The organism is Deinococcus sp. (genome assembly GCF_018260405.1).
GTDB lineage: Bacteria > Deinococcota > Deinococci > Deinococcales > Deinococcaceae > Deinococcus.
Genome location: NZ_JAGLBG010000026.1, coordinates 14,396 through 29,848, shown reverse-complemented (window position 1 = coordinate 29,848; position 15,453 = coordinate 14,396). Strand labels below are relative to the sequence as shown.

Genomic DNA, 15,453 nt, shown 5'->3' with positions numbered 1-15,453 from the left:
GGGCCGTTCGTTGAGTCTTCACACACCAACGTAACCGACCCCACTTGCTTTTTGGTCAAAAAGGTTCCGGACTACTGAACCGGAGTCCGTATTTATAGCCCGCCACTGAACCTGCCGGAGGGTCAGTGGCGGCAACTCAGCGGCTATGACCTGCAAGAGCGGCATTTTGAGACCAAGGTGCACCCGGAGCGTGCCGTTGGAGGGGGGTAACTGAGAGGGTAGTAATAGGACAGCAATATGACATATTTTACACTTGGCAGCTACTGATTGCGGTAACGACCCATCAAATTCCCGCTTGAGCCTTGCGGCGTGATCCTGTAGACCTCATCAATACCTTTGCCCTTTGCCGCTAGAGGCTGTCTGTGTAGGCCCCAGGAGCGTTTTATGAAGATTAAAGTCAATCCAACCTTGCCTGTAGTAACTTTGGCCCTCATTTTGGCGTCGTGTGGACAGAACCAGACCCCTAAAGCCAGCGCAGCTTTTCCAACCGCTGCGGCCCCAGGCCAGACAACCCTGAATGCTCAGGCCCTTTCCATGGCTGTCACGAGTGCTGCGCCCGGCCCTGATATCAGCAAATTGCCCAGTCAGGCCCGGCTGGGTGAGACCACTATTTTGCCAGGAAAACGCTTGAACTCACAGGCGCTCGGAACCGGTGCACAGACCAATAAAGTTGCTCTCAGGGTGCTGGTTCTCGGGACCGGCGCAGGTGACGTGAGTCTCGCCAGCGCCCAGGCTATGTTGCAGCAGGCAGGGGTGCCGTATGACGTGATAGATGCCACGGCGACCCCACTCAGTGCCGATTCGCTTATTGACAGCAGTGGCGTAGGACGCTACCAGGGCATTATCCTGACCACCAGCGCCCTGTCGGTGCAAGACAGCAACGGCAACTTTGTCAGTGCGCTTGACAGCAACGAGTGGAACACGCTTTTTCAGTACGAGGCGGCCTACCAGGTGCGCCAGCTGGCCCTTTACGGCTACCCTGGAGCGCTTCCCGAGGACTACGGCCTGCGGCCAGTCAACGGTGCAGAAACCTCGAGTACGACTCTAAATATCAGCACTGCCGGGAGGGCCGTGTTCAGCGACCTTACCGGAAGCTCCATTCCGGCCAAATACTCGTATACCTATCCCTCAACCATGCAAAGTGTCACGGGCGTGACCACACAGCCCTTACTGACCGATCCCAATGGCCGGATCCTGGCGGTGACCAGCACCAGCGCAGACCACCGTGAACGCTTACTGCTGACCACCGCTCAGAACCCCAACTTGCTACACACCGAACTGCTGGGTTATGGACTGGTGCAGTGGCTGACCCGTGGCGTTCACCTGGGAGCCCACAAGCGGTTCCTGAAGGTGGATATCGACGACTGGTTCGGCTCCGGCAACCATCTCGACGCCAACCTTCAGCTCACACCTACGCCCTTTCGCCCGTCCTGGACCGACGCGCTGAGTCTGGCCGACCAGCAAAACCGCCTGAGATGGAATTATCCGGTGGCATCAAACTTCAAGTATTCCCTGGCCTTCAACGGAACCCACGCCGATGAGCGGGCGTGGAATACCTGCTTGCCCATTAGTGGCCTTACGGGTGACCCGCTGACCAGCGTGACCCGCTGCCTCTCAGGGCAGTTCGACTGGGTTAACCACACCAAGAGCCACTACCGGATGGACGTGATGGACTACGCCACGGCCCTTGACGAGATCAAGAGCAACTTCACGATTGGCAGCAAACTGGGCCTCGCGGTCAGTACCCGCTCACTGGTCACGGGTGAACACAGCGGCCTGGGCTTCATGGACCCAGCAGACGATGGCACGCGAAAAGCTGACAATACTCTGGGCCCAAAGCAAGACCTGGGGCTGGGGCGCAGTAACGTCAACCTGCTCAGTGCTGCGGCGGCCAGCGGCGTGCAGTACCTGGCCTCGAATCACAGTGTGCCCAGCCAGTGGGATCCCAGTTGCGTGACCTGCGGCCTGGTACACCCCCTGAACAGCAGTATTTTTCTAGTGCCGCGCTGGCCCGTCAACGTTGCCTACTACGTGACAGCTCCCGCCGAGCAAACCGCCTGGTATAACAGCATCTACGGCCCCACGGGCAAGCTGCCCTTCTGGGACCACAACCTGTCTTACAGCGAGATTCTGGACAAGGAATCCGATCTGGCCCTTAACCACTTGCTTGCGGGCGCGTCCTTCCCGCATTTCATGCATATTCAGAACCTAAACCAGTACGCCTCTGGGCAGAGCCTCGCTACCGACTGGATCAAGGCGCTGCTAACCAAGTACAGCAAGTACAGCACGCTGCCGCTGGCCACACCCTCCTGGGACAATCTGGGAAGCTACATCACTGCCCACACGGCAGAGGAAAAAGCCAAGGCTGCGGGAACCCTCAGCGGAATCTGGGACCGCACGGCCAGAACCGTGACCCTGACCAGCACGGCTGGGCCAGTCACAGAAACCCTGACCGGCGCGACAGACGGCGTCAGCTACGGCGCTTACCGGGTTCAGACTGGGACTGTCGCGGGCAGCCTGACCGTGGGCGTGACCGCGAAGTAATACGGACTCCGCTCAATTCCGAAGACCCCAGGAAACTGTAAAGCTAACAGGACAAACCAGAGTGCGCCGCTGCTATTATTTTCGCAGTGGCGCACTCTGATATCCGACTTCAGTGCCCAGCGGTGTAGAGGTCAAGTAACGCGCTCTCTAGGCTGTTCGCAGGTACGAATCCAGCAGCTTGCAACCGAGTGGTGTCGGCCCGCTGATACGGCACGTCGCCGCTGCGGGGGCTGCCGGGCGCATCTTCCACCAGCTGTCCCTGATACCCCGCCAGTGCCGCCAGCCCGGTCACAATGTCGCGTACCGGACGGGCCTCGCCGCTGCCCAGATTCAGCACGCCGTCCAGCGCGGCAGCTGTCTGGGCAGGGGCGGTGGCAGGCTGTCCAGGCAAAAAATGCAGCACCGCCCGGCCCACCTCTGGGGCAGCGATAAAGTCGCGGAAGGCTCCCAGCGGCCCGAAACGCACACTGGTCTGACCCTGCCCGGCAGCTTCACGCAGTTCGCGGGCGGCCCGCCCCGGCAGCGAGCCGGGATTCATGCCCGCGCCCACCGGATTGGTAAGCCGCAAAGCCAGGGCGTCGGCGCGGCCTGTGCGGACCGCTTCTTGGAGCAAGACCGTGCCTGCCAGTTTGGTGGCCCCGTACACGGAAACGGGCCGGGTGGGGCTGTCCTCGCGGCTCGCCTCGCCGGGCTGGGCTGGGCCGTACTCTGCGGCGGAGGCCAGATGAATCAGGCGCACGCCCGCCGCCTGCACCGCCCCGAGCACCTGCGCCAGCAGCAGCACGTTGGCGCGGGTCAGTTCGCTTAGGGACCCGGCGGTGCGTCCGGCAGCGTTGACCACGGCGTTTACGCCCTCAAGTCGCGCGGCCCAGGCTGCCGCGTCAAGCTCCAGCAAGTCACCCTGGGCAGGCACAACTTCCACCGAGGCGCGGCGCAGCTCGGCGGCGATCACGCCCCCCAGAAAGCCGCTGGCCCCCAGCAGCAGCACGCGGGTCACGTCCTCTGACTCCGCTGCGGTACGCCGCCGGGCAGTAACACGCGCTGCATTTCGCTCCACTGTTCGTTAGCGCTGTCGTAATCCTCGGGGCGGCCAATGTCAAGCCAGTACCCGCCGAACAGGTCACTGCGCGGATGTTCGCCTGCCGCGAGCAGATCGAGCATCAGCGTATCGAAGCCCAGCACCTGCCCCGGCTGGTAGCGCTTGAGGGTCACTTTGGTCATGCCGTAAACGCCCATGCTCACCTGAAAGGGAACTGCCGGTTTTTCACGGAAGGCCACGATCTTTTCTCCCGAAGCGTCTACGTCCAGCACGCCAAATTCGCTGCGGATTTCGCGGTGATAGGTCGAGACGGTCAGTGGAGCCTGACTGTTGATATGGCCGTCAAGGAATTCGGCGTAATTAAGGTCGGTCAGCACGTCCCCATTCATGATCAGAAACTGGTCGGGCAGCCAGGGCAGCACGTTCAGAACCGGGCCGATTGTTCCCAGTGGAGAGGCTTCCTCGGTGTAGTCGATATCTAGGCCATATTCCCGCCCGTTGCCAACGAAGGCCCGGATCAGGTGGCTCAGGTGCCCGACCGCCAGCGTCACGCGGGTAAATCCGAAGGACTTGAGCTGATAGAGCACGATTTCCAGAATCGAGAGCTGGTCACCGATGGGAACGAGCGGCTTAGGAATGTGGGTGGTATAGGGGCGCAGGCGGGTGCCCTTGCCTCCAGCGAGAATAACAGCGTGCATAGGAACTCCTTGAACGGTCGAGTGGTCGGTAGAGGGGCGCATTACGGTTGCGGTGGGGGCAAAGCAGAGTCCGTGTGGGGCCTGCCCGCCCGGCCTCAAAAGCCGCGAAATCACCGTGGCCTTTTTAGGCAAACTGCTCTAGATCGTGTACTGATCCACGCGGTAACGCGCCAGGTTGGTGGGGTCGGTAAACCACGTGGCGGTGTGGCCCAGGCCCTCTTCCAACGTGACCTGCGGCTGCCAACCAGTCAGCTTTTGCAACTCGCTGTGGTCGGCCAACAGGCGCATCACTTCGCTGCCCTCGGGGCGCAGGCGCTCGTCTTCCTGCCGGACTTCGACCTGTTTGCCCATGACCTGCGCGATCAACTTAACGGTGTCGCCCACGGTGATTTCGCGGCCTGACCCGGCATTGAGGGTGCGGCCCAGCACCTCGGGGCCAGCCTCACCCACGGCACGAAAAGCGCGGGCGGTATCGGCCACATAGTTGAAGTCGCGGGTGGGGCGCAGGTCGCCCAGCTTAATCTCGGTGCGCCCCGCCGCCACCTGGGAAATGATGGTCGGAATAACCGCGCGCGCCGACTGACGCGGGCCGTAGGTGTTGAAGGGGCGCAGCGTGACCACCGGGAGGGCGAAGCTCAGGAAGTAGCTTTCGGCCAGTTTATCGGCCCCGATCTTGGTGGCCGAGTAGGGAGACTGGCCCTGTAGCGGGTGTGATTCATGAATGGGCACGGTGCGGGCAGTGCCGTAGACCTCGGAGGTCGAGGTATGGATCACGCGCCCGGTGCCCAGTTCGCGGGCGGCTTCCAGTACGTTCAGGGTGCCGCTGACGTTCGTATCCACATACGAGCGCGGGGCCACATACGAGTACGGAATGGCGATCAGTGCGGCGAGGTGGTACACCGTCTGGGCGCCGCGCATCAGCGTCTTGACACTGCCCGCGTCCCGCACGTCTCCAAGCTGCACCTCGACGTGCTGCATGATTTCGGGATCCACCGTATCGAGCCAGCCGTAGCTGCCCTGCGAGTTGTAGATAGCCATGGCCCGCACGCGGTAACCCGCCCGCACCAGTTCCTCGGTGAGGTGCGAGCCGATAAAGCCGTCGGCACCAGTGACGGCGACCAGGGGACGTTGAAGGTCGGGGGAAGCAGTTTGATTCATCGGTAACTCCGGAGATCACGCAGGGTGACAGTGGTGAGGGGTAGAAGGACGAAAAGCGCAGCGACAACCAACTGCGGCGGCGAAAGCACCCGCAGCACCAGCAGCAGGCTAAGGACGGCCCACAGCACCAGCAGCAGGCCGCTGCGCCGCTGATTTGCCAGCCATGTACTGAGCAGCAGCGCCGTACCGAACGCCGGGACGGTGAAGAGCACAGACCGGAGCGGGGCAGCATTGAAACCAGGGGTGGATTCTCCCGGCATAGCCAGGCCGGGCACCCCCAGCCGTACTGCCAGCCACTCTCCCGGCCCGGCCAGCAGCAGCCCACCAAGCAGCACCGCCCCGTAGACCAGCGCCGTGCCGATCACCTGCCAGATGCCGCGCCGCACCAGCTGCGAAAATTCGCCCTGCCGCCGCGCAAAATACTGTAGGTATTGCTGGGCGTTCCAGACCCCGGCTTCCAGCAGTCCGGCGCTGAGCACCACCGGCAACAGCGCCCAGCCTCCCAGCTGCTGGTTAAGCCCCACGAAGGTGGCGGCCAGGGCCCAGCCGTAAGCCGCCAGCAGCAGTCCGGGCCGGAAACTGCTCCAGCGGGCGGGCAACACGCCGGGGGTACGGGTCGCTCTGAGCGCCAGCAGCAGCGGAAGGCCCACGAAGGTCAGCAGGGCCAGCGCAAGCAACAGCTGCTGCGCCAGAATAACCTGCGGCGAGTGTGGGAACAGGTGAGGCAAGAGATCAACCCCGGCGGCCAGCAGGAGCGGCGGCGCAAAAGCAGCGGCCACCTGCCCGCGCTGGTCAAGCGAGAGCAAAACCCCCGACGACGCCGTGGCGAGGCTGACCACGCCGCCTAGCAGCAGGCCCTGCGACCACTGCTGCGACCACTGGGCCGGGTTGGCCAGGCCGGCGGCCAGCATCCCCCCGACCAGTCCGCACGCGCCGCCCAGCGCCAGCGCCAGCCGCAGCGCCCGGCCCGGCACGCCAAAGGGTTCGGCATAACGCAGGCTGGTAATCAGCATGGAGTATCCCCAGCCGAAGGCCGCCGCGAATACAAAAGCCAGGGTGGCGCCTGCTCCCACCGCGCCGCCGAGCAGCAGCCCACCGACACCCGGCATCAGGTACAGCAACCCCCGCTGCGCGAGGTGCCAGGGAAAACGCGGCGCGGGTTCGTCGTGTCTGCGCTCCAGGGCACGCCCAGTGCCGCGCTGGGCATAGAGCAGCTCGGCGGCGGCAAAGAGGCCCCCGGCTCCGTAACGCTCCCGCAGGCTCTCGTCGCTTAGGCCGTCGGCTTCCAGATAGGCGGCCAGTTCCAGCGCGTCCACTGCCCGCTCGCGGTCCGGGCGCAGCGTCAGGTCGACCTCGCGCAGCTTGTCGGGCAAGGGTTCCGGCACAGTCCCACTGCCAGCAGCGCCCGCATCACTCTCCTGAGTGTTCTCCTGGCGGTATCGCTCGCTGAGAATATCGAAACCGGTGAGCACCCGGTGCTCCGGCGGGCGCGTCACTGTTTCCCCAGTGAAATTTGCAGGTCCGAAAACCAGTTCAACTGGCTGAGGTCGTCAGGGTCCGGGTCGTACTGCTGGCCCGCCGTCTGCCGTGGCTCGTTGGCCGCTGCTGGCCCCCGGCCTCCCGAACGCGCCAGCGGATAGGCTCGGCGGTAAGCTTCCAGGCAGCCGTCGAGCGTAAAGAAGCTCATGACCCGTTCGCGGGCGGCCTTTCCCAGACGCTGACGCAGGTCGTAGTCGTCCAGCAGGCGAATAAGAGCGCTGGCGACCCCTATCGGGTCACGTGGGCGCACAATCAGTCCGGCGTCGCCCACCGCCTCGGGGACGCCGCCCACCCGCGTCGCTACAGGCGGGCGGCCCATAGCCATCGCCTCGATCACGGTGTAAGGAAACCCCTCGCTGACACTGGTCAGGGCCACGACCTGCCCGGCGCGGTAGGCATCGGTGATGTCGGCCACCCGCCCCTCGAAGGCCACATGCTGATCCAGGTTCAGTCCGGCGGCCACCTGACGGCAGTGCAGCTCGTAGCCCTCATTGCCCGCCGGGGTTCCGCCGAACAGCCGCAGGCGGGCGTCGGGGCGGCGGCGGCGCACCAGATCGAAGGCGCGAATCAGCGTTTCGAGGTCCTTAAGGGGGTCTACCCGGCCTACCCAGCTAACCACCGGCTGCTCAGGCTCGCTTTCCGCCGGGGGAAAGATACTGGGGTCAATGCCGTTGTAAATGCACTGCACCTTGTCGGGCGCGGCTCCCAGTTTTTCCTCCCAGCGGCGGTTGTAGTGCGACCCCGGCAGCACCAGCGCCGCTTCACGGTAGGCCGCCGAACACAGCAGGCGGTAAAACCGCAGCAGCATGGTCTTGTAGCCCGGCGAGAGACTAGTGTGCCGGAACTCGATGTACCGCTCACGCAGGTAAATTCCGTGCTCGGTCAACAGAAATGGCGTGCCGCGCTGCCAGTAGCCGTGCAGGGCCAGCAGCGCCGCGAACCCGTTGCTAACCGCGTGCCCCACGTCGGCCTCCGGTGGGCGGCTGCACAGGGGCCGCAGGGCATGTTCCAGCCAGACCTGCACTTCCAGGGCGTCGGCCACACTGGGCCGGGGCAGGCGCGGGCGGTGGCGGTTTTGCGGCGCGCCGGCCTGACCGGTGGCCTGCGCGTGCCAGACTTGCAAGGTCAGCTGCGCGGCGCGGGCACTGTCTAGCGCCGGGGTCAGGCTGCCCTGGAGTCCCAGACTGCTCAGGCGGCGCAGCGCGTCACAGAACTGGTCCAGATCGAGGCGGCACAGACCTTCAAGCAGTTCACCGTAAGCCCGGAGCACCTGCGCCTGAAAGTCGCCGCGCTGCGCCCGGTTCTGGACCGTTCCCCCACTTCGCCCAGGCGGCGGCCCCCACAGCGGAATCTGCGTAACCTCTACGTTGCCGGGTATGCTTAGGGCGGCGCGGAGATACGGCAGCCCGCTGATGGCCTGCACCGAGAAATGATGATCGGGCAGCCCGCGAACCAGCTGGTCGACCCAGACGCTGACCCCCCCGTGGGCCTGAGGATAGGTGCCCTCGGTATACAGTGCGATCCGGGCAGCGAAATGCTGGCCCACGGGCAGGGAAACGGCAGGTAAGGTCATAGGGGAAACAGAGGTCGTGCGGGCGCAGCAGGACGGAAATTTGGGGGTGCAGAGGTGAGGGGATGGCAAATGAGCAGAGAAACGCAGGGAACAGCTCTGCCACCAATTTAGGACGGAGCCCCGCGCAGAATTCTTACAGCGCGTAGGCACGCGGCTTACCATACTCCGGATTGCGCTGCACCAGAATAGGCTGAAAGCGCTGCCACACAGTAACTTTAGACCCGGTCTGCCAGCTGGGTATCATACGGACTGCGACCCTATCCCCCCACACTGGGGGATGAAATCGGCGAGTCCCAGACAGTAGACCTCTTGCGAAAGTGGGGGGTCGGGCCGCCCCGAATCCCCACTTTGGCCGGGCAGGGCGAGTAGGAGCAAACCTAATTAGAATAACCGGGCGACTTTTGCAAGAGGTCTAGTGAGTCACAGGAACTACAGGACTGCGCGGTATGGAACCCCCCCAGTACCGAATAGCTAGGCGGCTCAACGTACCAATCGTGACCAGCTCGTTTAAACTGCGAAGCTGTGTACCTGATATGAAACGCCCGGCCCACCTTCTTGTTTTCCTGCTCCTCTGGCTGACTGCGGCCCTGGGCCAGGGTACGTCAGCGGCTCCGGCAGCAGCACTATTACCGGCGCTGACGCCTGGGGCAACGCTGCAACCGGACAAGGTCATGCTGAAGGTGCTGGTGCTAAGCAGTGGCGCGGGGGATTTTGGCCTGAGCAGTGCCCGCAGCATGTTGCAGCAGTCGGGTATTCCCTTCGACATCCTCGATGCCAGTAGCCACCCGCTGACAGGCGGCGACCTGGTTCGGCAAGACGGCGTGGGACGCTACCAGGGCGTCATTTTGACCAGTAGCGCTCTGCTGACCGTGGCAGACGCACCCGGAGAACAGCGCAGCGCCCTGACCGGTGCCCAGTGGGCCAGCCTGTTCGAGTACGAGCGGGTATTCCGGGTGCGGCAGCTGGCCCTGTTTGGGTGGCCCGGGGCCGTGCCCGAGGAGTACGGCCTGCGGGCAGTCGCCGGGGCCGCAGTCAGCCAGACGACCATGCGGGCCACGCCTGCCGGACAGGCCCTGCTGGCCCTGACGGCTCAGCCTGTTCCGGTGATCTACGCGCCAAGCTATCCTGCCAGCGTGACCGCCGATTCTCCGAGTGGCAAAGGCCAGCACGTCGTTCCTCTGCTGACCGACGCCAACGGGCTGGTCCTGGCCGCGACCTCGACGGCCCCTGACGGGCGTGAACGGCTGCTGCTGACCATGACGCAGGCCCCCCCGCTACTGCACACGCAGCTGCTAGGCTACGGCCTGCTGGAATGGCTGACCCGTGGGGTGCACCTGGGCGAATACCGCCGCTTTTTACAGGTGGACATTGACGACTGGTTTCTGACTGGAAAGGTGGCCAGTAAGTCGCGGGGCGGGGCCGCCAGCGGAACACCTGGGCCGGGGGCTGGCTTCCGTCTTAATGGCAGCGAGGCGCTGGGGGTACGCGACCAGCAGCAGGCACTGCAACACGATTTTCCGCTGGCCCGCCAGTTCCGTTACGCGGTGGCCTTCAACGGCGGCGGCGCACAGCCCTCTGCCCCGGCGCTGTGTACCCGCGAGCAGCTGGCGGGGGCCGCCGACTCGCTGAGTAGTGCTTCGCGCTGCCTTGCCAGAACGTTCGACTGGGTCAATCACACCAGGGATCACCTGAGGATGGACGTACTTGATCAGGCTACCGCCACACGCCAGCTGGCCGAGAACTTTGCACTCGGAGCGCAGCTGGGCCTGAACTTCAACGAGCACAGCGTGGTCACGGGCGAGCAGTCGGGCCTGGGCTACCTCGACCCAAACGACGACGGCACACACGACGCGGGCGCCCCTACCGGAACCAAGCAAGACCTGGGGCTGCGGCGCAGTAACACCGGGCTGCTTAGCGCCGCGCAGCAACTGGGGGTGCTGTACCTGGCCTCGAACCACAGTGTCGCCAGTCAGTGGGACCCGGCCTGCCCGACCTGCGGGGTGGTTCATCCACTGAACCCGGCTCTTTTTCTGGTGCCGCGCTGGCCCAACGGCCTGGCTTACTTCGTGACCACCGCGCAGGAGGAAGTGGCCTACTACAACGGGGTGTACGGGCCTGGGGGCAGCGCGCCCCACTGGAACCACGACCTGAGTTACGACGAAGTGCTGGCCCAAGAAAGCAGCCTGGCGTTGGGGCACCTGCTCGCCGGTCAGGCGTTTCCGCACTACATGCACCAGCCCAACCTGCACGAATACGCCCCTGGCCGGAGCCTGGCAACCGACTGGGTGCGGGCGCTGCTTGAGCGCTACAGCACCTACTCGACCCTGCCGCTGACCACCCTGCGCTGGGACGACCTGGGCCGGTATCTGGAGCGCCGCACCCGCACCCTGCACGCCCAGGACGACGCAACCCTGAGCGGCCTGTATGATCGCCGCAAAAATTCAGTGCTCCTGACCGCGTCCCGGCCTGGCCCAGCCCCTTCCCTAGGCGGGCAGGCCGGGAATCGGGCGCTGCCCTACCTGCTGACCGGCGGCGTCGCGGGTGAGGTTTATGGCCCGGCCACCCTAACCCCGCTACGGCTGCAAAGTGGAGACGTGCAGGGGCAGGTGAGCGTGAATGTCGTTTCTCGCTGACCCCGCGCCCACGCTGGCGGTGTACTACGGCCCGGCGAATGCGCCCGCCGTGGCGACCCTGGGCACCTTTGCGCGGGTGGCGGTGCAGTCAGCGCTGTATACCCCCGCCCAGCTTGGGCAATTGCGGCGTGGCGGTACCCAGGTGCTGGCTTACCTGAGCCTGGGAGAAGACCATGCGCTACAGGACTGGGCCTGCCTGCCGGGTAGCGCGGCCTATCACCTGCGGGCCAATCCCGCCTGGAACAGCGTGCTCGTGGACGTCTCGCACCCCGACTGGCAACGGACGGTGCTAGAGCGGGCCGGGCAGGCGCTGCAACACGCCGACGGGCTGCTGCTCGATACGCTCGACAGTGCCGATTCCCGGGCGACCCTGACCCTGCTGGGCCTGCTGCGCCAGCGTTTTCCGGGGGCAGTGTTGTGGGCCAACCGGGGATTCGGGCTGTGGCCGCAGTTAAGCGGGCTGCTGGGCGCGGGCGGCGGCGTCCTGTTCGAAGCGTTCAGCACCAGCCATAGCCCCTACGCCCTGCACAGCGCAGCGGGGCTAAAGTACACCGCCCACTGGCTGGCCAAACTCCGCCGCGCTGGGGTGGCCGTACATGCCCTGGACTATGCCGACCGGCCTGCACTGGCGCTGGCCGCCCGGCAACTGGCCGCCGCCTCCGGGCTGCCGACCTTTGTCAGTAACCGTGGCCTGACCCTAGCGGGTGGATGGGTTAGTCTGGAGTCAACATGAATCCGCTCGCTCTGGCCTGCCTTCCCCTGCTGATGCTGGCTGCTTGTTCGCAAACGCCTAGGAAGGCAGCAGACAGACCGGCTTCAGGAAACTCCGCTGCTGTGCCAGTGCCACCTACACCAGTGCCACGCCCACCGGTTCCGGCCCGCCCGGCGCTGGGCAGCGTAAAGCGCTGGGCAGTGCAACTGACCGGGTACAGCGCGGCCCGGCTGGGTGCGGTGGTCACGTCGCCCTTTGAGCTGGTGGTCGTCGATCCCTTTGACGATAGCGGCCAGCCGTGGACCAGTAGGGAGGTGAGTACGGCGGCGCAGGGGCGCTGGCTGGTGGCCTACCTGAGCATGGGCGCGGCGGAAAGCTACCGCCCGTACTGGCAACAAGACTGGAAGGTCGGCCCGCCAGGCTGGCTGCTGCGAGCCGATCCCGACTGGCCCGGCAACTACGACGTGGCGTACTGGGACCCTGGCTGGCAAAGCATTGCCCTTGCCCAGCTCGATCAGGTGATGGCCCAGGGGTTCAGCGGCGTCTACATGGACCTGATAGACGGCTACCAGCGCAACCCGGGCCGGCCCACGGCCCGCGCCGACATGGTCAACTGGGTGTGCAAGGTCGCGGCCCATGCCCGCGCGAAAAACCCCAATTTTGTCATTATTCCGCAAAATGCCTCCGAGCTGATCCGCGATCCCGGTTACGCGGCCTGCGCCGATGCCAGCGGCAACGAGGAAACATTCGTCTATGCCACCAACCAGCCGACCGAACCGGAGCGGCAGACCGAACTGCTCTCGAATTACCGCCTGTGGCAAAAGGCCGCCAAACCAGTCCTGACCATCGAATATGCCGATCAGCCGGAACTGATGAAAAGTGTTGCTGCCCGCGCCCGGTCTGCCGGACTGGTGCCTTACCTTGCCGAGCGGAATCTAGACCGCCTGATTGTGCCGCAACCCTGAAGGCAAGGATAGGGACCTTTTGTTATGGGGGCACAGGCGGTGCTCTCTTGGGCAAAATGGCACCCTCGAAGGGGCCTGCCCTGTTCTGCGGCTGAGCGCAGTCCGTATTACTGCCTCCTGGACAGCGCCTCCTTGAGCTGTTCTATAGAGGCGTGCTGGCCGCTATAGAGATCCTCGTTGAAGGCCCAGAACATCCCCCCAAGCTGGTACGCCCGGACACGCTGAAGGCAGCGTTCCAGATCGGCCACGCTGTTGGCCCCGGTATTCTCACCCCAAACCTGTAGATTCCGGGAATTCTGGGAAGACAGCAGCACCAGATAGTGCACCGGACTCCAGAAGGTCGGGTCGCTGCTGGCGTCGTTGATGAAGTCGCCGTCGGCGTCCAGCCAGGTCGTGTAGGGTGAAACCAGCGGGTCCCTGATGCGCCAGACCAGTCGCTCGAAATCTAGTCCGCGTTGCAAATCGGTGTTGCGCTCGGCAGGCGATTGCCCACGGAGTCCCCCGGTAACGGCAGCCCCGAGCTGGCCGGGCCGCATTCCGAACGACGGGTACAGCATAAACAGTCGGCCCTGGTAGTCACGCCGCACAGTTTCGATCTGCCAGTCCTGGTAATTGCCCAGTGCTTCCAGATACCACCCGGTTAGCACCAGGGCTTGCTGCTGTTCCTCGGCACCGACCGGGCCTGCGCCAGCCTGCCAGTGGGGTACCGGGTTGAGGCCGACGCCACGGGCCAGCCCCGGACGCTTGCCCAGCGCCAGCTGATCGAAGCCCCAGTAGCTGTTGGCTCCCGGCGCCACGGGCGGATAGCCGATTTCGCCGTATCGCCCGAAGCCCAGGCGCACCGCCAAAAAATTGTGGCCAAGCACCTGAAAAACGTGGTGAATATAGGCGGCCTGCTTGTCGCGCACCGCCTGATTGAACACGGCGTTAAGCGGATTGGCTCCGGAGCTGGCGCTGTTGTAGTTCGCGCCGTCTTGATCGACAAAGTGAGTATCCGGGCCGTCCATGACCCAGCGGGGCGGATACTGTATGCCGAAGTCCAGCACCACCTGAAACCCGGCCCTGCGGTCTTCCTGATATTCGGCCAGCTTGGAATTCAGGTAGGCACTGTTCCAGGCAGTGTTGGCCGGTTCAGCCAGTGACCAGTTCAGTTCCAGGGTGCGGGCACGCAGTCCGGCGGCGTAATCGCTGGCCCGGCGCTGGGGTTGCGAGAGAAGGACGCCGTAGACCGGCCCCCGAATCAGCCCAAGTTTACTGAACAGGGTATGCAGCGCCGTATCGAGCTTTTTGAATGTACTGTCGGCCGGATGTACTGTCCGCACACTCTGCCCCAGCCCCACAGTTGCTACAAGCACAAGAAGCGGGGCCAGGAGGGTATAGGCTCTCATATAAAAGAGCGCTCCTCGGCCAGGTTCAGAGCGTTTCCTCGGCAGCCAGATCGCGTGCCACAAAAGTGCGCTGGCCTGGACAACAGCATATAAAAAGCCCCGGCCAAAGAATCAGCAGCACGCTTATCGCGGCCTGCAATCAAGGCCCGGAGCCATGAAGCAGAGTTCGGGACTGGAGCAGAGTTCGGGACTGGCCTGGCCTCCCTCGGTGGGATCATGCTTAAGGGTCGCATGTCTGGCCAGAGGATGGCTAGAAGGTGGATGAGAAACCCGGCAGCGAGGCGGTTCAGGGTATGGCCTCTCCGGTACCCTTCCCCGCAAGGTATCTGATGGGTGCATCTCAGGATTTCGGGGTCGGCCTGGGGAAAGCGGCGTGACGTCGTAACGGAACGCTCACCAAAGGATTGCGTGAAAAGAGTTGCGCCCGTATTGTGGCCATGCGGTGCCCCCCAGGGCGTGACCAACGCATCCCAGACCCTTTCATGCGACCACCAATCACCTGTTTGTTCATTCCCTCTATCTGCCCAGAGCCGATAGGGAACCCCTGTTCTACAGAGCGAGGATAATCCATGAGGTGGACGCGGTTTTTCAGGTAAGACACTGCTGTTTTAGCCTGTGGCGACCACCCTGGATTCATCTCCTCTGGGAGATGAATCTTGAGCCAGTCACGCCCACTCCATTGGCCTTTGACCCAGGTGCGATGCTCTTCGTCTCGCCTCTCGTCCTCCCAGCCCAGAGCCAGCATCACCGTCTCAAGGTACGAACTGCTGTGGTACACGTCTAAAATATGCTGGTGTACCCCCATTGTTTCGCAGAGTGACGCCAGCCAAGGTGCGCCATCGGTGACTGCAACGAGCGTGTCCTGGAGTTGTACACCAGCCTGACGAAGTAAGCCTGAACAGAGCGGCAGGAACTCGCCTGCGGTGCAGACTGCGGATAAATGAGCGCCGTTTTGATTTCTAGACCACAGCCCTGCGTTGCCTGTGCGCGCTCGCGTCCCAGGACATAGACTCCATTCGGGCCAGGAGTGCGGCTTCAATCTGATTCAGTGTGGCGTGGAGGCCGAGTTCCGCTCTCACTTCAGTCATGAGTTTTGCGAAGGCAATCTGTGACGCATCTTGATCGCTCACGCCCCATTCTCCCTTACCCCGAAATTTGGAGATGCACCCCTCTTCTCTTAATTGCGTGACTCGCCAGTGCTGTT

10 protein-coding genes are annotated in these 15,453 nt (G+C 63.9%); 4 read left to right on the top strand and 6 right to left on the bottom strand.

The window, feature by feature from the left end:
* Positions 1 to 534 precede the first annotated feature (534 nt).
* Entirely contained in the window at positions 535 to 2,544 is a 2,010-nt protein-coding gene (locus QZ269_RS05180; protein ID WP_291424993.1) for a hypothetical protein, read from the top strand.
* A gap of 109 nt (positions 2,545 to 2,653) precedes the next feature.
* Here QZ269_RS05180 and QZ269_RS05175 read toward each other — a convergent pair whose 3' ends face one another.
* The 5 genes from QZ269_RS05175 to pelF form a co-directional block, all read right to left on the bottom strand.
* Complete coding sequence (locus QZ269_RS05175) at positions 2,654 to 3,541, bottom strand: NAD(P)-dependent oxidoreductase (RefSeq protein WP_291424991.1); 888 nt, start codon at positions 3,539 to 3,541, stop codon at positions 2,654 to 2,656.
* Complete coding sequence (locus QZ269_RS05170) at positions 3,538 to 4,281, bottom strand: nucleotidyltransferase family protein (protein ID WP_291424989.1); 744 nt, start codon at positions 4,279 to 4,281, stop codon at positions 3,538 to 3,540. The genes QZ269_RS05175 and QZ269_RS05170 overlap by 4 nt, the downstream gene beginning before the upstream one ends.
* A 138-nt stretch (positions 4,282 to 4,419) precedes the next feature.
* Positions 4,420 to 5,439, bottom strand: a complete 1,020-nt coding sequence (locus tag QZ269_RS05165; protein WP_291424987.1) for an NAD-dependent 4,6-dehydratase LegB — start codon at positions 5,437 to 5,439, stop codon at positions 4,420 to 4,422.
* Complete coding sequence (locus QZ269_RS05160; protein ID WP_291424985.1) at positions 5,436 to 6,935, bottom strand: hypothetical protein; 1,500 nt, start codon at positions 6,933 to 6,935, stop codon at positions 5,436 to 5,438. The genes QZ269_RS05165 and QZ269_RS05160 overlap by 4 nt, the downstream gene beginning before the upstream one ends.
* The gene (gene pelF / locus QZ269_RS05155; protein ID WP_291424983.1) at positions 6,932 to 8,551 is read right to left on the bottom strand and encodes a GT4 family glycosyltransferase PelF; all 1,620 of its coding nucleotides are present in this window, start codon (positions 8,549 to 8,551) and stop codon (positions 6,932 to 6,934) included. Before pelF ends, QZ269_RS05160 begins: the two co-directional genes overlap by 4 nt.
* 533 nt (positions 8,552 to 9,084) lie before the next feature.
* On the opposite strand from pelF, the gene QZ269_RS05150 reads away from it, so the two are divergent.
* Genes QZ269_RS05150 through QZ269_RS05140 form a run of 3 tightly spaced genes read left to right on the top strand, consistent with a single transcriptional unit; the run spans position 9,085 to position 12,861 of the window.
* Positions 9,085 to 11,184 (top strand): hypothetical protein, encoded by a 2,100-nt coding sequence (locus tag QZ269_RS05150; protein ID WP_291424981.1) that lies wholly within the window; start codon positions 9,085 to 9,087, stop codon positions 11,182 to 11,184.
* On the top strand, positions 11,168 to 11,917 hold the full coding sequence (locus QZ269_RS05145; protein WP_291424979.1) for a hypothetical protein: 750 nt from the start codon (positions 11,168 to 11,170) through the stop codon (positions 11,915 to 11,917). Before QZ269_RS05150 ends, QZ269_RS05145 begins: the two co-directional genes overlap by 17 nt.
* Positions 11,914 to 12,861 (top strand): MJ1477/TM1410 family putative glycoside hydrolase, encoded by a 948-nt coding sequence (locus tag QZ269_RS05140; protein ID WP_291424977.1) that lies wholly within the window; start codon positions 11,914 to 11,916, stop codon positions 12,859 to 12,861. Before QZ269_RS05145 ends, QZ269_RS05140 begins: the two co-directional genes overlap by 4 nt.
* 107 nt (positions 12,862 to 12,968) lie before the next feature.
* Here the strand turns inward: QZ269_RS05140 and QZ269_RS05135 are convergent, their stop codons facing one another.
* Complete coding sequence (locus QZ269_RS05135; RefSeq protein WP_291424975.1) at positions 12,969 to 14,249, bottom strand: hypothetical protein; 1,281 nt, start codon at positions 14,247 to 14,249, stop codon at positions 12,969 to 12,971.
* Positions 14,250 to 15,453: the final 1,204 nt, after the last annotated feature.

Excerpts from the sequence above, each read along its gene's own strand:
- QZ269_RS05140 (WP_291424977.1), top strand. The coding sequence starts at position 11,914 with ATGAATCCGCTCGCTCTGGCCTGCCTTCCCCTGCTGATGCTGGCTGCT.
- QZ269_RS05145 (WP_291424979.1), top strand. The coding sequence starts at position 11,168 with ATGTCGTTTCTCGCTGACCCCGCGCCCACGCTGGCGGTGTACTACGGC.
- QZ269_RS05170 (WP_291424989.1), bottom strand. The coding sequence starts at position 4,281 with ATGCACGCTGTTATTCTCGCTGGAGGCAAGGGCACCCGCCTGCGCCCC.
- pelF (WP_291424983.1), bottom strand. The coding sequence starts at position 8,551 with ATGACCTTACCTGCCGTTTCCCTGCCCGTGGGCCAGCATTTCGCTGCC.
- QZ269_RS05180 (WP_291424993.1), top strand. The coding sequence starts at position 535 with ATGGCTGTCACGAGTGCTGCGCCCGGCCCTGATATCAGCAAATTGCCC.
- QZ269_RS05150 (WP_291424981.1), top strand. The coding sequence starts at position 9,085 with ATGAAACGCCCGGCCCACCTTCTTGTTTTCCTGCTCCTCTGGCTGACT.
- QZ269_RS05135 (WP_291424975.1), bottom strand. The coding sequence starts at position 14,249 with ATGAGAGCCTATACCCTCCTGGCCCCGCTTCTTGTGCTTGTAGCAACT.
- QZ269_RS05165 (WP_291424987.1), bottom strand. The coding sequence starts at position 5,439 with ATGAATCAAACTGCTTCCCCCGACCTTCAACGTCCCCTGGTCGCCGTC.